23 protein-coding genes and 2 tRNA genes are annotated in these 22,557 nt (G+C 66.0%); 11 read left to right on the top strand and 14 right to left on the bottom strand.

What is annotated here, in order from left to right; genetic code table 11:
• The first annotated feature begins 48 nt into the window (after window positions 1-48).
• Entirely contained in the window at window positions 49-657 is a 609-nt protein-coding gene (locus KUD94_RS01185; protein ID WP_218238098.1) for a hypothetical protein, read from the top strand.
• Window positions 654-1,595 (top strand): hypothetical protein, encoded by a 942-nt coding sequence (locus KUD94_RS01180; protein ID WP_218238097.1) that lies wholly within the window; start codon window positions 654-656, stop codon window positions 1,593-1,595. The genes KUD94_RS01185 and KUD94_RS01180 overlap by 4 nt, the downstream gene beginning before the upstream one ends.
• A 144-nt stretch (window positions 1,596-1,739) precedes the next feature.
• Here KUD94_RS01180 and KUD94_RS01175 read toward each other — a convergent pair whose 3' ends face one another.
• The 7 genes from KUD94_RS01175 to KUD94_RS01145 form a co-directional block, all read right to left on the bottom strand.
• Window positions 1,740-2,042 (bottom strand): addiction module antidote protein, encoded by a 303-nt coding sequence (locus KUD94_RS01175; RefSeq protein WP_218238096.1) that lies wholly within the window; start codon window positions 2,040-2,042, stop codon window positions 1,740-1,742.
• A 15-nt stretch (window positions 2,043-2,057) separates the two neighbouring features.
• A complete protein-coding gene (locus KUD94_RS01170) occupies window positions 2,058-2,348 on the bottom strand; it encodes a type II toxin-antitoxin system RelE/ParE family toxin (RefSeq protein WP_218238095.1) in 291 nt (96 codons plus the stop codon).
• Window positions 2,349-2,431: 83 nt separating this feature from the next.
• Window positions 2,432-2,899 (bottom strand): 23S rRNA (pseudouridine(1915)-N(3))-methyltransferase RlmH, encoded by a 468-nt coding sequence (gene rlmH, locus KUD94_RS01165; protein WP_218238094.1) that lies wholly within the window; start codon window positions 2,897-2,899, stop codon window positions 2,432-2,434.
• Between the two features lie 12 nt (window positions 2,900-2,911).
• On the bottom strand, window positions 2,912-3,589 hold the full coding sequence (rsfS, locus tag KUD94_RS01160) for a ribosome silencing factor (protein WP_218238093.1): 678 nt from the start codon (window positions 3,587-3,589) through the stop codon (window positions 2,912-2,914).
• A 100-nt stretch (window positions 3,590-3,689) separates the two neighbouring features.
• A complete protein-coding gene (hemF, locus tag KUD94_RS01155; RefSeq protein WP_218238092.1) occupies window positions 3,690-4,628 on the bottom strand; it encodes an oxygen-dependent coproporphyrinogen oxidase in 939 nt (312 codons plus the stop codon).
• A complete protein-coding gene (gene purD, locus KUD94_RS01150) occupies window positions 4,625-5,899 on the bottom strand; it encodes a phosphoribosylamine--glycine ligase (protein ID WP_218238091.1) in 1,275 nt (424 codons plus the stop codon). The genes hemF and purD overlap by 4 nt, the downstream gene beginning before the upstream one ends.
• 27 nt (window positions 5,900-5,926) lie before the next feature.
• On the bottom strand, window positions 5,927-6,646 hold the full coding sequence (locus KUD94_RS01145; protein ID WP_218238090.1) for a YebC/PmpR family DNA-binding transcriptional regulator: 720 nt from the start codon (window positions 6,644-6,646) through the stop codon (window positions 5,927-5,929).
• Window positions 6,647-6,709: 63 nt separating this feature from the next.
• Here KUD94_RS01145 and KUD94_RS01140 point away from each other — a divergent pair, with 63 nt between their 5' ends.
• The 3 genes from KUD94_RS01140 to upp all read left to right on the top strand — a co-directional run bounded on the left by KUD94_RS01140 (window position 6,710) and on the right by upp (window position 9,999).
• Window positions 6,710-8,224 carry a helicase HerA-like domain-containing protein gene (locus KUD94_RS01140; protein WP_218238089.1) on the top strand — a complete coding sequence of 505 codons (1,515 nt, stop codon included), beginning with the start codon at window positions 6,710-6,712 and terminating at the stop codon, window positions 8,222-8,224.
• Window positions 8,225-8,380: 156 nt separating this feature from the next.
• Window positions 8,381-9,355, top strand: coding sequence for a pyridoxal-phosphate dependent enzyme (locus tag KUD94_RS01135; RefSeq protein WP_218238088.1), 975 nt, complete (start codon window positions 8,381-8,383; stop codon window positions 9,353-9,355).
• A gap of 14 nt (window positions 9,356-9,369) precedes the next feature.
• Window positions 9,370-9,999 (top strand): uracil phosphoribosyltransferase, encoded by a 630-nt coding sequence (gene upp, locus KUD94_RS01130; protein WP_218238087.1) that lies wholly within the window; start codon window positions 9,370-9,372, stop codon window positions 9,997-9,999.
• Window positions 10,000-10,150: 151 nt separating this feature from the next.
• On the opposite strand, the gene KUD94_RS01125 is transcribed toward upp, so the two are convergent.
• Window positions 10,151-11,872 carry a cytochrome D1 domain-containing protein gene (locus tag KUD94_RS01125; RefSeq protein ID WP_370625876.1) on the bottom strand — a complete coding sequence of 574 codons (1,722 nt, stop codon included), beginning with the start codon at window positions 11,870-11,872 and terminating at the stop codon, window positions 10,151-10,153.
• A 238-nt stretch (window positions 11,873-12,110) separates the two neighbouring features.
• Here KUD94_RS01125 and KUD94_RS01120 point away from each other — a divergent pair, with 238 nt between their 5' ends.
• Window positions 12,111-14,360 carry a TonB-dependent hemoglobin/transferrin/lactoferrin family receptor gene (locus tag KUD94_RS01120; protein WP_218238085.1) on the top strand — a complete coding sequence of 750 codons (2,250 nt, stop codon included), beginning with the start codon at window positions 12,111-12,113 and terminating at the stop codon, window positions 14,358-14,360.
• Between the two features lie 93 nt (window positions 14,361-14,453).
• Here the strand turns inward: KUD94_RS01120 and rnhA are convergent, their stop codons facing one another.
• Window positions 14,454-14,903 (bottom strand): ribonuclease HI, encoded by a 450-nt coding sequence (rnhA, locus tag KUD94_RS01115; RefSeq protein WP_218238084.1) that lies wholly within the window; start codon window positions 14,901-14,903, stop codon window positions 14,454-14,456.
• A complete protein-coding gene (locus KUD94_RS01110) occupies window positions 14,900-15,700 on the bottom strand; it encodes a class I SAM-dependent methyltransferase (protein ID WP_218238083.1) in 801 nt (266 codons plus the stop codon). Before KUD94_RS01110 ends, rnhA begins: the two co-directional genes overlap by 4 nt.
• Between KUD94_RS01110 and gloB the strand changes: the two genes are divergently transcribed.
• From gloB to KUD94_RS01085, 5 genes are all read left to right on the top strand, one after another.
• Window positions 15,699-16,475, top strand: a complete 777-nt coding sequence (gene gloB, locus KUD94_RS01105) for a hydroxyacylglutathione hydrolase (RefSeq protein ID WP_218238082.1) — start codon at window positions 15,699-15,701, stop codon at window positions 16,473-16,475. The two genes, KUD94_RS01110 and gloB, sit on opposite strands and share 2 nt — an antisense overlap.
• A complete protein-coding gene (locus KUD94_RS01100; protein ID WP_218239149.1) occupies window positions 16,472-17,998 on the top strand; it encodes a transglycosylase SLT domain-containing protein in 1,527 nt (508 codons plus the stop codon). Before gloB ends, KUD94_RS01100 begins: the two co-directional genes overlap by 4 nt.
• Window positions 17,999-18,039: 41 nt before the next feature.
• Complete coding sequence (locus KUD94_RS01095) at window positions 18,040-18,855, top strand: alpha/beta fold hydrolase (protein ID WP_218238081.1); 816 nt, start codon at window positions 18,040-18,042, stop codon at window positions 18,853-18,855.
• 293 nt (window positions 18,856-19,148) lie between these two features.
• Complete coding sequence (locus tag KUD94_RS01090) at window positions 19,149-19,427, top strand: type II toxin-antitoxin system RelE/ParE family toxin (protein ID WP_218238080.1); 279 nt, start codon at window positions 19,149-19,151, stop codon at window positions 19,425-19,427.
• Between the two features lie 12 nt (window positions 19,428-19,439).
• Window positions 19,440-19,751 (top strand): HigA family addiction module antitoxin, encoded by a 312-nt coding sequence (locus KUD94_RS01085; RefSeq protein ID WP_218238079.1) that lies wholly within the window; start codon window positions 19,440-19,442, stop codon window positions 19,749-19,751.
• A 252-nt stretch (window positions 19,752-20,003) separates the two neighbouring features.
• On the opposite strand, the gene KUD94_RS01080 is transcribed toward KUD94_RS01085, so the two are convergent.
• From KUD94_RS01080 to KUD94_RS01065, 4 genes are all read right to left on the bottom strand, one after another.
• A tRNA-His gene (locus KUD94_RS01080) sits at window positions 20,004-20,079 on the bottom strand.
• Window positions 20,080-20,125: 46 nt separating this feature from the next.
• Entirely contained in the window at window positions 20,126-22,045 is a 1,920-nt protein-coding gene (locus KUD94_RS01075; RefSeq protein WP_218238078.1) for a SurA N-terminal domain-containing protein, read from the bottom strand.
• 63 nt (window positions 22,046-22,108) lie between these two features.
• Window positions 22,109-22,184, bottom strand: a tRNA-Val gene (locus tag KUD94_RS01070).
• Between the two features lie 18 nt (window positions 22,185-22,202).
• The gene (locus KUD94_RS01065; protein WP_146911693.1) at window positions 22,203-22,475 is read right to left on the bottom strand and encodes an HU family DNA-binding protein; all 273 of its coding nucleotides are present in this window, start codon (window positions 22,473-22,475) and stop codon (window positions 22,203-22,205) included.
• Window positions 22,476-22,557: the final 82 nt, after the last annotated feature.

Genomic DNA, 22,557 nt, shown 5'->3' with positions numbered 1-22,557 from the left:
CATTGATTTTTGCCACCTTGGGTCCAACCTGCTCGTTCCAGAATCAGGATGCGATTTCGTCTTTTCCGGTCAAAAGAGGCTCCCGCCCCTGCCGCCCAACCCGGGGTGGATCCGGTTGGTGCCAACGCCAAAGAGGAACGCATCGAGCCGCTGATCAATGCGCATCACCTGTCAACACTCGCATTGCGACGGGAGCTTCTAGATTGGCGCGACGAAGCGCACATGGATATCACCCATGCTGCGGTGACACTGCATGCCGAATTGATCAAGTGCGTTGACAAAAGGCTCAACGAGAAAGGCCTGATTGGCCGCCTGTTCATGGAGTTGTTCGCGGATCCCGCAAACAAGCTCCTTCTGAAGGGGACCATCCAGCGGATCACGAAACCCATGCATGCATGCCTTGACCGCCTCGAAGCGTCACTGGCCATGCTCGCTCAAAAGAGCGCACACCGCCTGCCACTGCAGCCAACTTTCGACAGGAAACGCCTTGAAACCATGGATTTTTTTCTCTCCGGGCTGAAAGTGAAGTCTTCCGCTCGCGATGAGATCGCCCATGCGCTCAAGGGCTGGCTGCTCGAGCCAGGGGGCTTGGCTGCAGAGCTACGCGATCAAGCAACACGCATGAGCGATCAATTGATGCAGGAATCCAAAAAATGATCCCCTTTGAAATTCCAGCGCAATACGTAGCGAAACTGGCAACGGGCGAACTGGTCCGGTACGGGGCCATTCTGAAAAGTGCCGGTACGGGAAAGATCGTGGCGCACTTGCAGGAAACCGGCATTGCCCAGCAAGCGCTTTCGTCATTGGCTTCTCCGATACTCGCTCCGGTTTCGCTCGTTTCCAACGCCGTGAACGCTGGATCGGGTATCTATACCGCCGTCCAGGTGAGCAAGATCAAGGCCATGGTCGAAGCGCTGCAGAGCCTGCAGGTCACAACCTTGGGGTTATCACTGGCAGGGATCGGGGTCAGCGTCGCCGGCTTTGTATATACACGCAAACGCTTTAACGATCTCGATGAGCAATTGAATCAGATGGCTGGTCTCATCGAGACCGGTTTTGCAAACCAGCGTCACAGAGAACTGCGTGCGCAGATATCTCGTACTGGTGGGCTGGTGGAGCGCGCAAGGTTCGCCAAGGATCTATCCAACCCCCAAAGGGAATACCGAGAGATCGCAGCCATGATGGCGGATCAATCAGCATACTTTGATGGTGAAGCATTAGCCCTGATTTCACAGAAGGAACCGATCGCCTCCGACCAGTTCTGGCAACTCACACACTCGCTGATGCTTTGCAACAACGTGCGCATCGACTGCGGACTGCGCGGCAACGAACTCAATCACACAGTACGTACTGCGGAAACCATCGCCGCCAGCTACCAGAAATTGTTTGACCGGCTGACTCCCGTTTCCTTCAACAACCTGGATCCCAGGAGGGCAATGGAAACGATCGCGGTGCTTCGTGACGCCAGCGACAGCGCTGCCAGCAAACCCTATTTGATTGACTTTCTGCGTACGCGTGGGATCAACGGCGACGAATACCTGGACGTATTGGAACAAGATGACAGAAACCCCGTGCTCGCCCTGAAAACTACGTGAACTTCAAACGGGTTTTCCCGTGAAACGCGGATTCTGGTGCTCACTGCTTTTGCGCTGGCGCTGGACGAAGTCGTGGGCGTGATCTAGAAACGGCTGATGGTCTGGCAGCCGAAGGCAGGGGGACGGAGCGCTTGTAGGGCAGGATCAGGCTGGGTCCGCTGCCTGGGCCTGCAGCTTGATGCCCAGCGCGTGCATGACCTTGAGGATCGTGCCAAAGCTCGGGTTGCCTTCGCCCGACAGCGCCTTGTAGAGGCTTTCGCGGCCCAGACCGGTCTCCTTGGCGAGCTGGGTCATGCCACGGGCGCGGGCGACATTGCCAAGCGCCTTGGCGATGAAGGCGGCGTCGTCTCCCGCCTCTTCCATGCAGGCTTGCAGATACAGCACCATGTCCTCTTCGGTCTTGAGATGCTCCGCGCTGTCCCACCTGCGCAGTTTGAGGGGTTCCATGTGTGCACTCTCTTTCTATAGTCGTCGCGCCAGTTCCAAGGCGGTCTTGATGTCCTTGCCTTGGCTGGCTTTGTTGCCGCCTGCCAGCAAGATCACGACCTCCATACCGCGCCCCACAAAATAAACCCGATAGCCGGGGCCGTGGTGGATCCGCATTTCCGAGACGCCCTCACCAATGGGCTCGCAATCGCCGAAATTCCCGTCTTCTGCCCGGTCGATACGCGCCTGTATACGTTGCGCCGCGCGCCTGTCGCGCAGGGATTCGAACCAGCGGTCGAATGTCTCAGTGGTGTGGATGACCAACATGGGCGGATTGTATATAACAGGATACGAACCATCAAGCGACTGCAGGTCGGAGCGTCAAATGGAGGCATGACCAGCGCAACGCATCACTCCCGGTGGTAGGGATGCCCCGCGTTCACCGACCACGCGCGGTAAAGCTGCTCGATCAAGAGCACCCGCACCAGCGCATGCGGCAGGGTCAGGTCCGAGAGGCGAATGCGCTCGTGCGCGGACTGCAGCAGCGCCGGGTCCAGGCCGTCGGGGCCGCCGATGAGGAGGGCCACGTCGGCGCCGGCCAGTTGCCACGCCTTCAGGCGCGCGGCCAGGGCCTGGGTAGTCAGGCGCGTGCCGTGCTCGTCCAGCGCCACGCGATGGCTGCCGCGGGCCATGGCGGCCTCGATGCGCTCGCGCTCGGCGGCCTGCAGGGTGTGCAAGGTCTTGGAGCCGCGCGGCTCGGTCTTGACCGCCTTGAGTTCGACCTTCAGCTCGGGCGGAAAGCGCTTGGCGTAGTCGTCGTAGGCGGTCTGCGCCCAGGCGGGAATGCGCTGGCCGACGGCGATGATGGCAAGGCGCACGGGCGGCGGGCCTTACCTGCCGGCCGTCTTGCTGGTCTTTTTGGCGGCGGCGCGCGGAGTGGTCGGCTTTTTGGCGGTGGGCGCATTGACCACTACGGTCTTGAGCGTCGCAGCTTTCTTTGCGGGCAGCTTTTGGGCCGCGGTGCTCTTGCCGCTGGCCGCAGCCTTTTTGGCGACTGCGGTCTTCCTGGCTGGGGTCTTGCCTGCGGCTGTCGCAGCAGTCTTGCGTGCGGGAGCCTTGCGCGCAGGTGTCTTGCGCGCGGGCGCAGGGCTTGCGTCCGGTGAGGCGACGGCGGCGCGCGGCTTGGCGGCGCCGAGCTTCATGCGCACGGGTTTTTCGCCCCAGATTTCCTCCAGACGGTAGTACTGCCGGATGGCCGGTTGCATGATGTGGCAGACGGCCGCGCCGCAGTCGATGATGATCCACTCGCCGTTGTCTTCACCCTCACTGCGCGGCTTGGCAAAGCCGGCGTCGCGCACCTTGTCGCGCACGCTTGCGGCCAGGGCCTTGGTCTGGCGGTTGGTGTTGCCGCTGGCAACGATCACGCGCTCGAAAAGGGGCGAGAGGTGTTCGGTGTCGAACACCCGGATGTCCACCGCTTTCACGTCTTCCAGGCCGTCAACGATGGCGCGCTGCAGTTTGGTGAGGGATTTCTTGGCGGCAGCGTCCGTGGCGGGTGCAGTGCTCATCGATGGTGTTCTTTGGCTGGTTGAATGTACACAGTGTGCAGGATTTGGCTTTTCAGATCAAATCGGGCTCAAACGCCCGTCATGCAAGCGCGAGCAGCTATCAAATCCATTGTCTTGGTTTGAGGAAATGACTGGTCAGCCGCTCTTCCGGAGAACCTGGCGCCATCTTGCGCCGGTAGCTCCAGGCGGCCTTGGGCGGCATGGACAGCAGGATGGATTCGGTGCGCCCGCCCGATTGCAGGCCGAAGTGCGTGCCGCGGTCCCAGACCAGGTTGAATTCGACATAGCGCCCGCGCCGGTAGAGCTGGAAGGCCCGCTCGCGCTCGCCGTAAGGCATGTTCTTGCGTGCCTGCACGATAGGCAGGTAGGCCGTGAGAAAGGCATCGCCCACGCTTTGCAGCATGGCAAAGCTCTGCTCGAAGCCGAGCTCGGAAAAGTCGTCGAAGAAGATGCCGCCTATGCCGCGCTGCTCGCCGCGGTGCTTGTTGCAGAAGTAGTCGTCGCACCAGGTCTTGAAGCGCGGATACAGCTCGTCGCCAAACGGCGCCAGGGCGTCGCGGCAGACGCGGTGAAAGTGCACCGCGTCTTCGTCAAAGCCGTAGTAGGGCGTGAGGTCCATGCCGCCGCCAAACCAGCACACCGGCTCCTGCCCCGGGTGACCGGCGGCGATCATGCGCACGTTCATGTGCACCGTGGGCACATAGGGGTTGCGCGGATGAAAGACCAGCGACACGCCCATGGCCTCGAAGGGCGCGCCAGCCAGCTCGGGCCGGTGCTGCGTGGCCGAGGGCGGAAGCTGCGGGCCGCTCACGTCGGAAAAGCCGCAGCCGGCGCGCTCGAACACCAGGCCGCCTTCGATGATGCGGGTGATGCCATTGCCCTGCAGCTTTTCGCCCGGGGCTTTCTCCCAGGCGTCGGAGATGGCGCGTGCGCCGCCCGTGCCTTCCACCTCTTCCAGCGCGTGGATGATGCGCGCCTGCAAACCTACCAGGTAACTGCGAACGGGTTGCACCGTGCCCGCAGGGTTGAATTGACTCATTTGATGGCCTTGTGTCCTATGTCCTTGCGGTATTGCGCGCCGTCGAAATGGATGCCGCGCACCACCTCGTAGGCGCGCTGCTGCGCCTGGCGCACGCTGTCGGCCAAGGCGGTCACGCACAGCACCCGCCCGCCCGAGGTGCGCAGTGTGCCGTCTTCAAGCTGCGTGCCCGCATGAAAGACCATGGCGTCGTCCTGCTCGAGCGGCAGGCCGGTGATGGCGTCGCCCTTGCGCGGGCTGTCGGGGTAGCCGGCGGCGGCCAGCACCACGCCCAGCGCGGTGCGCCGATCCCACTGCAGCTCCACGTCGGCCAGCTTGCCGTCGACGGCGGCGTTGAGGAGGTCCAGCAGGTCGGACTTCAGCCGCATCAGGATGGGCTGGGTCTCGGGGTCGCCCAGGCGGCAGTTGAATTCCAGCACCTTGAGCTGGCCCTGGGCGTCGATCATCAAGCCCGCGTAGAGAAAGCCGGTGTAGGGCAGGCCATCTTTTTCCATGCCGCGCACCGCGGGCAGGATGACCTCGCGCATGGCGCGCGCATGCACGTCGGCCGTGACCACGGGCGCGGGCGAATACGCACCCATGCCGCCGGTGTTGGGCCCCTGGTCGCCGTCGTTCAGGCGCTTGTGGTCCTGGCTCGTGGCCAGCGCCGCCACGTCGCGCCCGTCCGAGAGCACGATGAAGCTCGCCTCCTCACCCGTGAGGAATTCCTCGATGACGACGCGCGCCGCGCCCTCTTGCGCGCCGGCGTAGCGGGCATCGACCAGCATCGCGTCCACCGCGGCATGCGCCTCGGCCAGGCTCGTGGCCACCACCACGCCCTTGCCCGCAGCCAGGCCGTCGGCCTTGACGACCACGGGTGCGCCCAGGCGCTCGATGAAGGCATGCGCCGCTTCAGCGTCGGTGAAGACGTCGTAATTGGCCGTGGGGATGCCGTGGCGGCGCATGAAGGCCTTGGAAAAGGCCTTGGAGCTCTCCAGTTGCGCGGCGGCCTGCGTCGGGCCGAAGATGCGCAAGCCCCGGGCGCGAAACACGTCGACCACGCCGGCGGCCAGCGGCGCCTCGGGGCCGACCACGGTCAGGCCGATCTTGTTGTCCTGCGCCCAGTCGGCCAGTTGCTGCACGTCGGTGATGGGCAGGTTTTCCAGCCGCGGCGACAGCTGCGTGCCGCCGTTGCCCGGCGCCACGTACACCATGCTGGCCTTGGGCGAGTCCACCAGCTTCCAGGCCAGCGCGTGCTCGCGCCCGCCGCCGCCGATCACGAGGATTTTCATGGGGTCCAGTCCGGCAGACGCAAAGCGTCACAGCGCCGCGTTGTGGTAGACGTTTTGCACGTCGTCCAGGTCTTCGATCACGTCCAGCAGTTTTTGCATGCGCTCGGCGTCCTCGCCGGCCAGCTCTATGGTGTTTTCCGCGCGCATGGTCACTTCGGCCACCTCGGGGTTCAGGCCAGCGTCCTGCAAGGCCTGCTTGACGGCCTCGAAGTCGCCCGGCTCGGTCAGCACCTCGATCGCGCCTTCCTCGTCGGTGATCACGTCGTCGGCGCCCGCTTCGAGCGCGACTTCCATCACCTGCTCCTCGTCGGTGCCCGGTGCAAACACCAACTGGCCGCAATGGCGAAACTGAAAAGCCACCGAACCTTCAGTGCCGAGGTTGCCCCCGTGCTTGCTGAAGGCGTGGCGCACGTCGGCCACGGTGCGCACGCGGTTGTCGGTCATGGTGTCCACGATGATGGCGGCACCCCCGATGCCATAGCCCTCGTAGCGGATTTCCTCGTAGCTCACGCCCTCCAGGTTGCCCGTGGCCTTGTCGATGTTGCGCTTGATGGTGTCGGCCGGCATGTTGGCGGCCTTGGCCTTGTCTATGGCCAGGCGCAGGCGCGGGTTGGCGCTGGGGTCGCCCCCGCCGGCGCGTGCAGCCACCATGATCTCGCGCACCACGCGGGTCCAGATGCGCTGGCGCTTTTCATCCTGGCGCCCCTTGCGGTGCTGGATGTTGGCCCATTTGCTGTGTCCTGCCACAAGGTCTTCCTTCCAACTACTCTGGTTTAATCTGCAGCCTGTGATTCTACTTTTGAGCATGTCATGGCCGAGCCCATTCTGCTAGCACAACACGGCAGCACCCAATGCAGGCTGTTGCCCGGTCTTGCCAACCGCCACGGCCTGATCACCGGCGCCACCGGCACCGGCAAGACGGTGACCCTGCAGACCCTGGCCGAGCAGTTTTCCGCGATCGGCGTGCCGGTCTTCATGGCCGACGTCAAGGGGGACCTTAGCGGCATAAGCCAAAAGGGCCAAATCAGCGGCAAGCTCGCCGAGGTGATTGCCGAGCGCGGCCTGCCCACGCCCGAGCCCGTGGCCTGCCCGACCACGCTGTGGGACGTGTTCGGCCAGCAAGGCCATCCGGTGCGCGCCACCATCTCGGACATGGGCCCGCTGCTGCTGGCGCGCATGCTGGACCTGAACGACACGCAGTCGGGCGTGCTCAACCTGGTCTTCAAGATCGCCGACGACAACGGCCTGCTGCTGCTCGACCTTAAAGACCTGCGCGCCATGCTGCAGCACGTGGGCGACAACGCGAAGAGCTTCACCACGCAGTACGGCAACATCAGCGCGGCCAGCATAGGCGCGATCCAGCGCGGCCTGCTCACGATCGAAACCCAGGGCGGCGACCAGTTCTTCGGCGAGCCCATGCTCGACATCGAGGACTTCATGCAGACCGTGGGCGGCCGGGGCGTGGTCAACATCCTCACCGCCGACCGCCTGATGAACGCGCCGCGCCTGTACGCGAGCTTTCTGCTGTGGCTGCTCTCCGAGCTGTTCGAGCGCCTGCCCGAGATCGGCGACCCGGAAAAACCCAAGCTCGTCTTCTTCTTCGACGAGGCCCACCTGCTGTTTGCCGACGCGCCCAAGGTGCTGGTCGAACGCATCGAGCTCGTCGTGCGCCTGGTGCGCTCCAAGGGCGTGGGCGTGTACTTTGCGACGCAAAACCCGATCGACATTCCCGACACCGTGCTCGCGCAACTGGGCAACCGCGTGCAGCACGCGCTGCGCGCCTTCACCCCGCGCGACCAGAAGGCCGTCAAGGCCACGGCCAGCACCATGCGGCCCAAGGCGGGGCTCGATATCGAGGCCGCGATCACCGAGCTGGCCGTGGGCGAGGCGCTGGTGAGCCTGCTGGACGCCAAGGGGCGCCCGAGCGAGACCGAGCGCGTCTACGTGCTGCCGCCGGGCAGCCAGCTCGGGCCGATCACGCCCGAGCAGCGCCAGGCGCTGATCGCCAGTTCGCTCGTCGCCGGCAGCTACGACACGCCGGTAGACCGCGAGTCGGCCTACGAGATGCTGGCCGCGCGCGGCGCCCAGGCCACTGCGTCCGCCTCCCCTGGCGCCGGCGCGGCCGCGCCTGCTCCGGCCCAGGGCGGCGGCATGTTCGACGGCATAGGCACCATGGTCAAGGAAGCCCTGTTTGGCCGCACCGGCCCGCGCGGCGGGCAGTACGACGGCCTGGTGCAAAGCGTCATCAAGGGCGAAGCCCGGCGCATGGGGCGCGAGCTGCTGCGCGGCGCGCTGGGCAGCCTGACCGGCGGCAAACGCCGCTGAGCCCCGCGATCTAAGGACGAACGAGACCTTGGCCCGTTTGACAGAATTCACCAATGGAGCGCAAAACCTGGCACCACCCTGTTTTCATAGCTGCCAGCGCTTTATCCACGGGCGCTGGAGCCGGTTTTGATTCAAAATCTGCAAGGCCTTGAGACCATGCCCACGCCCGCCACGCCCCTGCCCACTCCCGCCGATGTCCTGGCCGCCGCCCGCCTGCTCGAGGGCGTGGCACACCCCACGCCGGTGCTGCGCTCCACCACCATAGACCGGCTGTTCGGCGCCGCGCTGTACTTCAAGTGCGAGAACCTGCAGCGCACCGGCTCCTTCAAGTTTCGCGGCGCCTATTGCGCGCTGGCGCAACTCGAGCAGCAGCGGCGCAGCAAGGGCGTGCTGGCCTACTCGTCGGGCAACCATGCGCAGGCGGTGGCTCTGGCCGCAAGCCTGCACGATACCGAGGCGCTCATTGTCATGCCCGAGGACGCCAGCGCCGCCAAGCTTGCCGCCACCCGCGGCTATGGCGCGCAAGTGGTGACCTACCAGCGCGAGCACGAAGACCGCGAGGCGCTGAGCCGACGGCTGGCGCAGGAGCGCGGCCTGAGCATCGTGCCGCCCTCGGACCATCCGGCCGTCATTGCCGGCCACGGCACGGCGGCGCTGGAGCTGCTGCAACAGGTGCCCAGGCTCGACTACCTCTTCGTGCCCGTGGGCGGCGGCGGCCTGCTTGCCGGCAGCCTGCTGGCGGTGCGCGCCGCCGCCAGCGACTGCGAGGTGTTCGGCGTGCAGCCCGAAGCGGCCGGCCACGCCAGCCGATCGCTGGCCGAAGGGCAGATTGTCAGCGTCGCGCACCCGCGCACCATCGCCGACGCGGCGCAGACGCCGGCGCTCGCGCCGACCGCCTTCGAGATCATTCGCCAGGTACAGCCGCAGATCCTGTCGGCATCGGACCCGCAGATGCTGGAGGCGCTGCGCTTTCTGGCCCAGCGCATGAAGCTGGTGGCCGAGCCCACCGGGGCGCTCGCCTTTGCCGGCGCGCAAAGCGGCGTGGTGGACCTGCACGGCAAGCGCGTGGGCGTGGTCATCAGCGGCGGCAACGTGGACTTGTCGCGCTACGCCCGTTTCCTTTCCGACTGAGCTTGATTCTCTTCATGAGCAACATCCACGTCATCGATCACCCGCTGGTGCAGCACAAACTCACGCTGATGCGCCGCAAGGACGCCAGCACCAACAGCTTTCGCCGCCTGCTGGGCGAGCTCGCCACCCTGATGGCCTACGAAGTCACGCGCGACATGCCGCTGTCGGACATCGAGATCGAAACGCCGCTGGAGACCACCACCGGCAAGGTGATCGACGGCAAGAAGCTGGTGCTGGTGTCCATCCTGCGCGCGGGCAACGGCTTTCTTGACGGCATGCTCGACGTCGTGCCCGGCGCGCGCGTAGGCCACATCGGCCTGTACCGCGACCCGGCCACGCTGCAGGCAGTGGAGTACTACTTCAAGATGCCCTCGGGCATGAAGGAGCGCGACGTGATCGTCGTCGACCCCATGCTTGCCACCGGCAACTCCGCCAGCGCCGCGCTCACGCGCCTGAAGCAGACCGGGCCGCGCTCGATCAAGTTCGTCTGCCTGCTGGCCGCGCCTGAAGGCATCGCCACGCTGCAGGCGGCGCATCCGGACGTGCCGATCTATACCTCGGCCATCGACCGCCAGCTCAACGAGCACGGCTACATCCTGCCCGGCCTGGGCGACGCGGGCGACCGCATCTTCGGCACCAAATAGCACGCGCCGGGCGAGCCGGCAGGCGTGCCCGTGCGGCGCTTGCATTCAAGGCGCCCGGCGCTGCCTGCTGCGCGCCAGCAGCAAAAAGGCCGGCATCGCTGCCGGCCTTCAGAGTGCTTGAGGGCTGCGGCCTGCGCCGCAGGCCACGCGTTCAATACACGTCGTGCTGGGTGTTGTAGACGTTGAACTTGCCGGTCGGCGTGACCAGCTTGGCGTCCTTGATCACCGTCTTGCAGGTGCGCGTCTTGTCGTCTACCACCACCAGGGCCGACTGCTTGTCCTTGGCGCTCCAGACGGAGAACCAGACTTCGTCGCCGTTGCGGTTGTACTCGGGTTGCACCACGCGCTTGGCACCGTCGTCCTTGAGGTCGGCGCAAGCGGCGATGTCGATCACCTGCGGCTTCTTGCTCAGGTCGCGGATGTCGTACACCGCCACGCTCTGGCTGACCTTGGCGTCGGGGTTGAGCGTGGTGTCCACCCACAGGTTGTTCGACTTGGGGTGGGTCTTGATGAAGAGCGACCCGCCGCCCTGGCCTTCGAGCTTCTGCACCACCTTCCAGGCGTTGGCCTTGTGACCCTTGGGGTCGGTGCCGATGATGGAGATGCTCTCGTCACCCAGACCCGAGGTGGCCCAGACCGGACCGAACTTGGGGTGCTTGAAGTTGGCGCCGCGCCCCGGGTGCGGGATCTTGCCCACGTCGATCAGCGCCGCCAGCTTGCTCTCCTTGGTGTCCACCACCGCGATCTTGTCCGAGGAGTTGGCCGCCGTCAGGAAGTAGCGTCCGGTGCTGTCAAAGCCCCCGTCGTGCAGGTACTTGGCAGCATCGATCTGCTTGGTCTTGAGGTTCTTCAGATCGGTGTAGTCCACGGTCCAGATCTTGCCGGTTTCCTTGGCGTTGACCAGGAATTCGGGCTTCTGGTGGCTGGAGACGATGGCAGCCACGCGCGGCTCGGGGTGGTATTCGTTGTCCACCGTCATGCCGCGGGTGGAGACGATCTTCAGCGGCTTGAGGGTCTCGGCCTCCATCAGCACGAACTGCGGCGGCCAGTAGGTGCCGGCGATCGCCACCTTGTCTTCCCAGCCCTTGAACTTGCTGGTCTCGATCGAGCGCGCCTCCAAGCCGACCTTGATCTCGGCCACGTTGTCGGGCTTTTCCATCCACAGGTCGATGATGTTCACGCGCGCGTCGCGCCCGATCACGTACAGATAACGGCCCTTGGCGCCCATGCGCGAGATGTGCACCGCATAGCCGGTCTTGACGATGTTGATGATCTCCTTGGTGTCCCCGTCGATCAGGGCCACCTCGCCGGCGTCACGCAGCGTCACCGAGAAAATGTTCTCGATGTTGTATTTGTTCATCTTCTTCGTCGGGCGCTGGGCCACGGGCACGATTTCCTTGCGGCTCTTTTCCATGTCTTCCAGCGAAAACTCCGGCGGCGTGGGAGGGTCTTGCTGGATGTAGCGCGCCATCAGATCCACCGTCGCCTCGTCGAACTCGCCCGAGGTCTGCCAGTTGGGCATGCCGGCCGGCGAGCCGTAGGCGATGAAGGTCTTGAGGTAGTCCGTGCCCTTGTCGATGGTGATGTCCGGCGTCAGCGCCTTGCCGGTAGCGCCCTTGCGCAGCACGCCGTGGCAGCCGGCGCAGCGCTCGAAGTAGATCTGGCGCGCCTGGTCGAACTCCTCCTTGGTCATGGCCGGGGCCTTGGGGTTGGAGTTCTGGTGCATCAGCGCCTCGCCCACGGGGGAGGAGCCGGCCTGCAGGTTGATCTCGGTCTGGGGCAGCACCGCCCCCTTCTTCTGTTGTGCCATCGCCGTCGTTGCCATGGCGGCCATGGCCAGCACTGCGAGGGTCGTCATCGGGCGGAGTTTCATTGTCCATCCTCTCTTGCGTGAGAAAACGCCACCTTGTCTCCTGTAGTGAGCCATCCGGGGGCGGCAAATGTTCCGGCGACCTTGCGGCCATTATCCGTATGGTTTGCCAAACTACTTCAAAAGGTATACCAAAAAATTCTGCCTATAGCTGCAAGGGTGATACCTTTGGACAACCCGCGGTTGATGTTAGGGTTTACCCCTGAATCCTTTCCCCCGATTCTCACTCCCTCGCCGCACCATGAAACCCCAGCCCCGCCCCTCCCGGCCGCCACTGCGTCTGCACCTTCTGGCGCTCACCAGCGTGCTTGCCTGCACGCTCGCCAGCCCCGCACTGGCCCAGAGCACTGCCAGCGCCCCGCTCCCCTCCATGGTCGTCAGCGGCTCGATGCAGGAGCAGGCTGTGGATGATTTGCCACAGTCCATCGACGTGATCACCGCCGAGCAGCTCGAAGAGCAGCAAAGCCAGAGCCTGCGCGACGCCCTGCAAGACTTGCCCAACACCTCGGTGCGCACCGCGCCGGCGCGCCTGGCCGTAGGCGCCTCTTCATCGGCCTTTGCGCGCGACGGCAATACCGGCATCAACATCCGCGGCATCGGCGGCAACCGCGTCTTGATGACGGTAGACGGCATACGCATGCCGCGCAGCTACGTCTCGCGCTCGGCCATCTTCGATCGCGAATACCTCTCGCTGGAGCTGTTCAAGCGCATCGAACTGCTGCGCGGTCCGGCCTCGGCGCTCTATGGTTCGGACGGCCTGGCCGGCGTGGTCAACTTCGTGACACTCGACCCGCAGGACTTCCTGGGCGAGGACCGGACCCTAGGCGGGCGCGTTGCCGCGCAGTACGGCAGCGAGGACGACGGCAAGCTGCTGGCCGGCACGCTGGCCGGCAAGGCGAGCGAGAGCGTGCAGTGGATGCTGAGCGCCCAGGTACGCCGCGCCCACGCACAAAAGACCATGGGCGACAACGACGCGCCCGACAGCCGGCGCACCAGCGCCAACCCGCAGAACGACGGCGACCAGGCGCTGCTGGCCAAGGTGGTGATCAGCCCCGGCGGCGGCCAGCGCCATGTGCTCGGCTTCGAGCACGTGGGCCGCGACTCGGACGTGGCTTTGCTGTCCAGCCGCACGCCCGTGCCCAGCAAACCGGGCGACGTGCTCAGCGAGAGCTCGCGCTACGACGCCACGCGCGATCGCCTGACCTGGGACGCGCGCTACGACATCGCCAGCGGCTGGGCCGACCAGCTGCGCACCATCGTCGCGGCGCAGCAGGGCAAGTCGCGCCGCGTGGGCACGAGCGACCTCCACAGCGGCGTGCACCGCGTGCGCGACAACCGCTACCAGGAACGCCTGTGGCAGCTGGGCCTGCAGGCCGAGAAGGTGCTGCGCGCGGGCGACTGGAGCCACCGCCTGGCCTATGGCGCCGAATACACCCGCAACGACATCAGCAACCTCTACGACGGCCTGGCGCCGCTGCCGCCCGACGTGTTCCCGCTCAAGCGCTTTCCCGACACCCGCGAGAGCACCAGCGCGCTGTACCTGCAGGATGAAACCGTCTGGGGCGACTGGACCTTCACACCCGGCCTGCGCATAGACCACTTTGCCATCGACGTGACCAGCCAGAGCGGCTTTTATCCGCCGGCGGCGCAGCCGGGCAAGTCGCTGTCCAAGGCGGCCGTGCTGCCCAAGCTGGGCGTGCTCTGGCGCGCCAGCTCCGAATGGAGCCTGTTCGGCCAATACTCGCAAGGCCTGCGCGCGCCCGAACCCGGCCAGCTCAACGACCACTTCGAGGTCGTGGTGCCGGGCTCGCGCGTGGTGATCCAGCCCAACCCCAATCTGCAGCCCGAGCGCAGCCGCGGCCTGGAGATCGGCGCGCGCGCCCGATACGAGCGCCTGAAGCTGGATGCGACCGCCTTCGTCAACGACTACTCCAACCTCATCGTGGACGCGGAATTCATCAAGGAAGTGGGCAACACCCGCTACTTCCAGTCGGTGAACGTAGGGCGCGCGCGCATCCACGGCTTCGAGCTCAAGGGCAGCTACGACTGGGGCGTACTGGGCCAGGGGCGCCTGTCGAGCAGCTTCTCCTGGGGCATGGCGCGCGGCAAGAACCGTGAAACCGGCCGGCCGCTCAATTCAGTGGACCCGGCCCAGGCCACGCTGGGCGTGCGCTACGACACCGCACCCTGGTCGCTGTGGGCCAATCTCAGATACCGCCAGGCCAAGAAGCCGGGCGACATCGACAACAGCGCCATCTTCAACTCCAAGCCTGATCTGCAGTTCGCGACGCCCTCCTTCACCACGCTGGACGTGGGCGGGCAATGGCGCCTGGCCAAGGACACGCGGCTCAACCTGGCGATCCACAACTTGACCAACCGCAAGTACTGGCTCTGGTCGGACGTGTACGGCCAGTCGGCGAGCTCGGCGGTGCTCGATGCCTACACCCAGCCGGGGCGCAGCCTGCGGGTGTCGCTGGTCAAGGATTTCTGAGCCGGAAAGTGAACAAGAGCAAAAAACGGCTCAAACGCTTGCTAGGCGTGCGCTACAAGCTATCTTTTTTGATAGTCCACGCTTTGCCGGCGCTCATGCCTGCAGCGCCTGCTGCACGCCGCGGTTGGCCAGGGCGTCGGCGCGCTCGTTGCCCGGGTCGCCCGCATGCCCCTTGACCCAGTGCCAGCTCAGCTCATGGCCCGCGCCATGGGCCAGCGCGTCCAGGCGCTGCCAGAGTTCGACGTTCTTCACCGGCTGGCCCGCGGCGGTGCGCCAGCCCTTCTTCTTCCAGCCATGTATCCACTGGGTGATGCCCTGGCGCACGTACTGACTGTCCACATGGATGTCGGCGCTGCAAGGGCGGCGCAGCGCGGAGAGCGCCTCGATCACCGCCATCAGCTCCATGCGGTTGTTAGTCGTCAGCCGCTCGCCGCCGCACAGTTCTTTTTCGGTGCCGCCATAGCGCAGCAGCGCGCCCCAGCCGCCGGGGCCGGGGTTGCCCTTGCAAGCACCATCGGTATAGATCTGCACGCGCTCGCTCATCGCGGGCCACCCATGCCCTCGCCGCTGCGCCCGGCAGCCTCAAAGCGCGCCAGCGGCACCGCTTTGGCGGCCGCCGGGGCCGCGCGCCAGGCGGGCTCCAGCAGCCGCACACCGAGCACACGCTTGACCGCAACCATCACGTAGGCGGCGCCGAGCAGAGACCAGCCGTGCGGGCCCAGGCGGTCCATCCAGGCCATGCGCTGCAGCCAGCGGGCGCTTTGAAAGCTGGGCCGAAAGCAGCCCAGGCTGACCGATTCCACCTCCAGATCGAGCAGGCGCATCCAGTCGCCCAGGCGCCAGGGCGAAAAGAACTCTTCCAGCTCGGGCACGAACAGCGGCCCGCGCGCGCCCAGACGCCTATACCATTGCATGCGCCTTTGCCGCGCGCCCCACAGACTCCAGGGATTGAGGCCGCTGACGATCAGGCGCCCTTCGGGCACCAGCACCCGCGCTGCTTCACGCAGCGCCGCATGCGGGCTCACACTGAGTTCCAGGGTGTGCGGCATCAGCACCAGGTCGAGGCTGGCCTGCTCGAACGGCAGTTGCACCGCGTCGGCCCGCAGGGAAGGCGCGATCGCTCCGTCTTGCTGCCCGGCATCGCCCGCGGCCAGCGCCAGCCAGCGGTGCTGCATGCGGTTGGCGCGCAGGCCTTGCAGTTGCGGCATGCCCAGCTGCAGCGCATGGTAGCCGAAGAGGTCGGCCACCAGCTCGTCGTGGCGCTCCTGCTGCCACTGCAGCAGATAGCGCCCTGCGGGGGAACCAAGCCAATCGCTGAAACCTATAATTTTGCCGCTCATGAAACTGCTGCCACTGCCCGCTTTCTCCGACAACTACATCTGGATGGTGCACGATGGGCGTGACGCCCTGGTGGTCGATCCGGGCGATGCAGCGCCGGTGGAGCAGGCGCTGCGCAGCATGCGATTGTCATTGCGCACGATTCTAGTCACCCACCACCACGGCGACCACACCGGCGGCGTCGCCGAGCTGCGCGCTCACTGGGGCGCCCAGGTCTTCGGCCCGACGCGCGAAGCCATCCCCGAGCCCTTCACCGCGCTGCGCGACGGCGAGCGGCTGCAGGCGCTGGGCCTGAGCTTAGCGGTGCTGGACGTGCCCGGCCATACCGCCGGACACATCGCCTACTACTGCGCCAGCCTGGACGGCGCGCCGGTGCTGTTTTGCGGCGACACCCTGTTTTCCGGCGGGTGCGGGCGGCTGTTTGAAGGCACGCCGGCGCAGATGCACGCCTCGCTCAGCCGCCTGGCCGCGCTGCCTGGCGACACCCGGGTGTGCTGCGCCCATGAGTACACCCTGGCCAACCTCGCGTTTGCCCAGGCGGTCGAGCCGGACAACCGCGCGCTGGCCGACTACCTGGCCCACTGCCGGCAACTGCGCGAGGCGGGGCTGCCCACGCTGCCCTCGACCATCGCCATCGAGCGCGCGATCAACCCCTTTGTGCGCACCGCCGAAGCCGCGGTGCGCCAGGCCGCCCAGGCGCACGCGCCCGGCACCGATCCGCAGGACCCGGTTGCCGTGCTGGCAAGCCTGCGCCAATGGAAGAACGATTTCCGATGAACTTCTTGCGCCTGCTGGCCGCCATCTGCCTGCTTGCCCTGGCCGGGTGTGCAAGCGTTCCCGGCGATACCGAAGCCGACACCCCGAGCAGCACCGCCGAGCGCACACCGCTGTACCCGAGCGCGCCGCTGCAGTCCATCACCTCCGCGCAGGCAGCCTACCTGGGCGTGGCGCGCGTGGACGCGCCGGCCGACCTGTGGGAGCGCATCCGCCGGGGCTTTTCCATGCCCGACCTCACGGGCGATCTGGTGCTCGAGCGCGAGCAGTGGTACGCCACCCGCCCCGACTACATCCAGCGCATGGCCGAGCGCTCGAGCAAATACCTGTTTCACATCGTTGAAGAGCTGGAGCGGCGCAGCATGCCGGCGGAACTTGCGCTGTTGCCCTACATCGAGAGCGCATTCAACCCGCAGGCCGTCTCCAGCGCCAAGGCCGCCGGCATGTGGCAGTTCATGCCGGCCACAGGCAGCTATTTCGACCTCAAGCAGAACGCCTTTCGCGACGACCGGCGCGACGTGCTCGCCTCCACCCGCGCGGCGCTGGACTATCTGCAAAAGCTCTACGGCATGTTTGGCGACTGGCACCTGGCGCTGGCCGCCTACAACTGGGGTGAGGGCAATGTGGCCCGCGCCATCGCGCGCAATGAAAAGGCGGGCCTGGGCACGAGCTACGGCGAACTCGGTCTGCCGGCGGAAACGCGTCTGTACGTGCCCAAGCTGCAGGCTGTGAAGAACATCGTCGCACAGCCTCAGCACTACGGCATCGAGCTGCCGGCCATAGGCAATCACCCGTATTTCGACGTCGTCGAGATTACGCGCGACATCGACGTGGCGCTGGTCGCGCGCCTGGCCGGCATCAGCGAAGCGGATTTTCGCGCGCTCAATCCTTCGCTGCACCGCCCGGTCATCCTGGCCGCCGGCGTGCCGCAGGTTCTGCTGCCCTGGGACAGCGCGCAGGCCTTCCGGCGCAATTTTCAGCAGTCCAACGAAGGGCAGCTCGCCAGCTGGACGGTATGGACCGCGCCGGCCACGATGAGCGTGGCCTCCGCCGCACGGCGCACCGGCATGAGCGAGGCGGACCTGCGCACCATCAACGGCATCCCGCCGCGCATGATGATCAAGGCGGGCTCGGCGCTCATGGTGCCGCGCTCTGCCGAAACTCTGGCCGACGTCGCGGGCAGCATCGCCGACAACGGGCAGATCGCGCTCGCGCCCGAGAGCACCATCCGGCGCAGCACCGTGCGCGCCGGCAAGAAGGACACCGTGGCCAGCATCGCCCGGCGCTTCCACGTCAACCCCGGCGACGTGGCCAACTGGAACGACCTCAAGACCACCAGCCATTTCAAGCCCGGCGAAACCGTCGTGCTCTACCTGCCGGTGCGCGCTGCGGCGCCCTCCCATGCCAAGCCCGGCAAACGCGCCGCCGCGCGCCCGGCCGCGGCCAGCCGCCGCCAGGCCAGCCCTTCCCACAAGGGCGCAGCGCGTCCCGCGCGTGCGGCCACGCCCAAGCGCAAGGCGCGCTGAGCGGCGCCGTCGCCAGACCCGGGCGCCGCCCCCTGCTCGCCATGACCCAGATCGTCTTCTCGCACGCCAACAGCTTTCCGGCGGGCACCTACCGCATCCTGTTTGGCCATCTGCGCGAACGCGGCTTTCGGCTCAGTGCGGTCGAGCGCTACGGCCACGACCCGCGCTACCCGGTCACGAGCAACTGGCCCCATCTGGTGCAGCAGCTGGCCGACCACGCAGCGGCGCTGCAGCAGCAAAGCGGCGAGCGCGCCTACCTCGTCGGGCACTCGCTTGGCGGCTACCTCAGCCTGATGGCGGCAGCGCGCCATCCGGACCTGGCGCGCGGCGTGCTGCTGCTAGATTCACCCCTGGTCGGCGGCTGGAAAGCGGGCGCCGTCGGCGTTGCCAAACAGGTTCAGGCCATAGGCGCCCTCACCCCCGGGCGGATCAGCCGCGCACGGCGCAAGAGCTGGCCGAGCCGCGAGGAAGCGCTCGCCCACTTCCAGCGCAAGAAGGCCTTTGCCCAATGGGACAGCGCGGTACTGCACGACTACGTAGCCGCCGGCCTCACCGACACCGACACAGGCTGCGCACTGAGCTTTGACCGCGACGTGGAGACGCAGATCTACAACACCGTCCCGCACAATCTGGAACAGCTCCTGCGCCGCCACCCGCTGCAGTGCCCGGCCGCCTTCATCGGCGCCCGCGGCTCACACGAGATGCGCCAGGTCGGCCTGGGCCTGACGCAGAAAATCACCCGCGGGCGCATCATGATGCTGGACGGCAGCCACCTCTTTCCAATGGAGCAACCGCGCACCACAGCCGCAGCGATCGAGGCGGCCTTGCTCAACCTGCAGCACATCGGCCGCACGTGACAAGGGCAGCCTGCCAGGAGGCTGCATCCCGGCAGCGCAAAGTCGGCCCCTCATCGTCAGCAAGGCGTCGTAGACGGCCAATGGATGTTGCAGGCTCGGCCCGGCAGCCACAAGCACAACGCCACCGCCGAAAACACCGCCGCGTACGCCCGCGCGGGCTGCTGCGCCTGCAGCATGAAAAGTTCGAGGCATGGATTCCGGAACAGGCCCGGGCGCAGTTCGACGCCAGCAAGGAGCAGCGCAAGCTGCGCGCCGCGGTTGCATCCTGAATCGCTACGCGATACAGTAACGGCGTGATCCAGTCGTTTCGGCACAAGGGCCTGCAAGCCTTTTTCGAGCGCGGCAGCAAGGCAGGCATTCAAGCCGCCCACGCCGCAAAGCTTGCACGGCAACTGGCACGGCTCGATAGCGCCCAGGCGCCCCAGGACATGAATCTTCCCGGCTGGGGCTTGCACCCACTGCGCGGTGGTCTTGAAGGGCATTGGGCCGTTTCGGTCAACGGCAATTGGCGCATGGTGTTTGCCTTTGAGGGTGTGCATGCGGTGCTGGTTGACTACATGGACTACCACTGAAGGAGCGCCGCCATGAATGCGATGTTCAACCCGCCGCACCCCGGCCTGACGCTGCGCGATGACGTGCTGCCCGCGCTGGGCTTGACCGTGACCGAGGCTGCCCGGCAGCTTGACGTTTCCCGCGTGGCCTTGTCCCGGGTACTCAACGGCCGCGCAGCAATCTCGCCGGACATGGCCTTGCGCCTTGAGGCTTGGCTCGGCGCTGCCCGTGGCGGCGATGCCCGCGCGTGGCTGGCACAGCAAAGCGCCTACGACGTGTGGCAGGCCGCGCAGCGGTTCAAGACAAACCCGATGCACGTTCGCCCCGCGCCGGCGATGAGCTGACGAAAACCGTGAATCTCCGGCGCGATCCTTCGCAGCGTCCCGCGCGACAGCGCAAAGCTTCGCCCGAGCTGGTTGTCAGCTTGCAATAGGCTCGTCCCATGAAGCCGGGAAACTGGTATCCCGATGCCGAATGAGGCCGGCAGGTGTTGCGGCAGGCCCCGAAGGGCGGCAGCCAAGCTACAGATTGCCTAAAAACGACACGCAAAGAAAAACCCCGCTACTTTTTACATAGCGGGGTTTCTTTTGTTTATCTGGGGTGGCTGATGGGGCTCGAACCCACGACAACAGGAATCACAATCCTGGACTCTACCAACTGAGCTACAGCCACCAAAGCGCGTGATTATAGGCGGTAATTCCCGTGGTCCCCCGCGCGCTCAGTCTTCCTCCGCGGCCTCGGCCGCGGGGCGCGGGACCTTGATCTGCACCTTGTAGCGCTGCTTGAGCAGCTCGTAGTACGCCAACGCTTCGGCCTGGGTCCAGGCTTGCAGGTATTGCTGGGCCAGGGCTTGCTGCTGGGCATCGGCCTCTTCGCGGGGCACGATGCGTTCGATCTTGACCACGGCATAGCCCTGCTCGCCCAGCCCTACGCCGACCCAGACGGGCAGCGTGTCGGCGGATGCGCGCAGTACTGCGTCCACCAGCGCGGCGGGCTGGCCGGCCGGCTGGTCGCGGGCAATGGTGATTGCCGCAGCCAGCCCGCTGGCGCTCGCGGGCTGCTCGCGCCAGGCGGCCAGCTTGGCCTCGCCCTCGGCGGTGGCCAGCTCTGCCGACTTGGCAGCGACATAGGCGGCGCGAACGCGGTCCTTGGCCTGCTCGTACGGGAGGGTCTGCGCCGGCTGGTAGGAGATGATGCGGCCCGCTGCCAATTCGTTGCTGCCTACGTCCACCGCCTCGGTGTTGCGCTTGCTCTGCAGCGACTCGGGCGCAAACAAGGCGTCGAGGAAGCGCGCGTTGGCCAGCACGCCCTGGGCACCGGGGGCGGGCGTGCGCGCAAGGCCGGAGGCGGTTTGCACCTTCAGATGCAGCTTGTCGGCTACCGGTTGCAGGCTGTCGGGCTGCTCATAGACGATGTTGGAAAAGGCTTCGGCCACTTCGGCGAACTTGCGCTGCGCCTGTTGCTGGCGCAGCTCTGCCTCGAGCGCCGGGCGCGCCTCTTCAAAGCTGGGTATCTTGGGCGGCTTGACGTCCGTCAGCTCGATGATGTGGTAGCCGAAATCGGTCTCGACGAGGTCGCTGATGTCGCCCTTGTGCATGGAGAACACCGCATCTTCAAACGGCTTGACCATGGCGCCGCGTGCAAAATATCCCAGGTCGCCCCCCTGGGCTGCAGAGCCCGGGTCCTGGGAGCTTTCCTTGGCGATCGCGGCAAAGCGCGCCGGGTCCTTGCGAACCTCGGCCAGCAGGCTCTCGGCCTTCTTGCGCGCCGCCTCGCGCTCGGCAGCGGGCGCATCCTTGGGCGCGTTGATCAGGATATGGCTGGCGCGGCGCTCTTCCTTGCCCGCCAACCGGTCCTGGTTTTCCTTGTAGTAGGTGCGCAGGTCGTCCTCGTTGACCGTGATGCCGGCCTTGATCGCGTCCATGTCCAGCACGACGTACTCGATGCTGGCTTCCTCGGCCTGGCGAAACTGCGCGGTATGGGCTTGGTAATAGGCTTGCAGCGCGGCATCGTCCACCTTGACTTCGGAGGCGTACTTTTGCGCATCAAAGCGCGCAATCTGCACTTCGCGCCGCTGCAGCAGCGCCTGCATGCCCAGCTCGCTTTCGGCCGGACTGACGAAGCTGGTGGAGACCACCCCGCCCAGCACCTGAGCGACGGACAAGTCGCTGCGCATCTGCATCTCGAAGCCTTCGGGCGTCAGCCCCTGGGCGCCGACCAGCGCCCGGTAGGCGTCGACGTCCAGCTTGCCATCGGGCTTGCGCAGTTGGGCGATCGCCGGGATGGCCTGCAGTTCGCGCGCCAGCTGGGCGTCGCTGACGGCCAGATGCATGTGCTGCGCGGCTGCGGCGAGCACCCGGTCGCGCACCATGCGCTCGAGCGTGGCGTAGCGCGCCTGCGGCGAGTCGAGCAGTTTGCCGTCCAGCCCGGGCTGCTGCGCGCGCAGCCGGTCGCTCTCGTTGCGGTGGGCGTTGTCCCATTCGGCCTGGGTGATGGGCTTGCCGTCGACGCTCGCCACTGCAGGACTTTTCTCGCCGAAGTAGTTGCCGTCGATGCCAAACAGCACAAAGGAAGGGATGATGAGCAAAAACAAGATCCCCATGACGATCTTGGAATGCTTGCGTATGGCTTCGAACATGGACTGGGTACTCTCGAGCGACAAAACAAAAGGCGAACTCGACGTTCGCCTTCGCGTTGTGAATGGTGGGTGCTGACGGTCTCGAACCGCCGACCTACGCCGTGTAAAGGCGCCGCTCTACCAACTGAGCTAAGCACCCTGATTCATCAACCGCCGGTCAGTTCAAGGCGTCTTTCAAGGCCTTGCCCGGACGGAACTTGGGCACCTTGGCCGCCTTGATCTTGATGCTGGCGCCGGTGCGCGGGTTGCGTCCCGTGCGCGCCGCGCGCTTGCCAACCGCAAACGTACCGAAACCGACGAGCGACACCGTGCCGCCCTTCTTCAGGGTCTTCTTGACCGCATCGATGGTGGACTCCAGTGCACGCGTTGCGGCGGCCTTGGAGATATCAGCATGGTTTGCAATGTGCTCGATCAATTCGGTCTTGTTCACAAGATGCCTCTCTTGAAAAAGGGTAGTGGTGGGTCGTGATTCGGGTTCGCGCCTGCCCGCCGGCTCCAGACCAGGCGCCGGC

This window comes from Comamonas sp. NLF-1-9, from assembly GCF_019195435.1.
Taxonomy (GTDB): Bacteria; Pseudomonadota; Gammaproteobacteria; order Burkholderiales; family Burkholderiaceae_C; genus Comamonas_C.
Note: the sequence above shows the minus strand (reverse complement) of the source record. Positions and strands in the feature narration are given on the sequence as shown.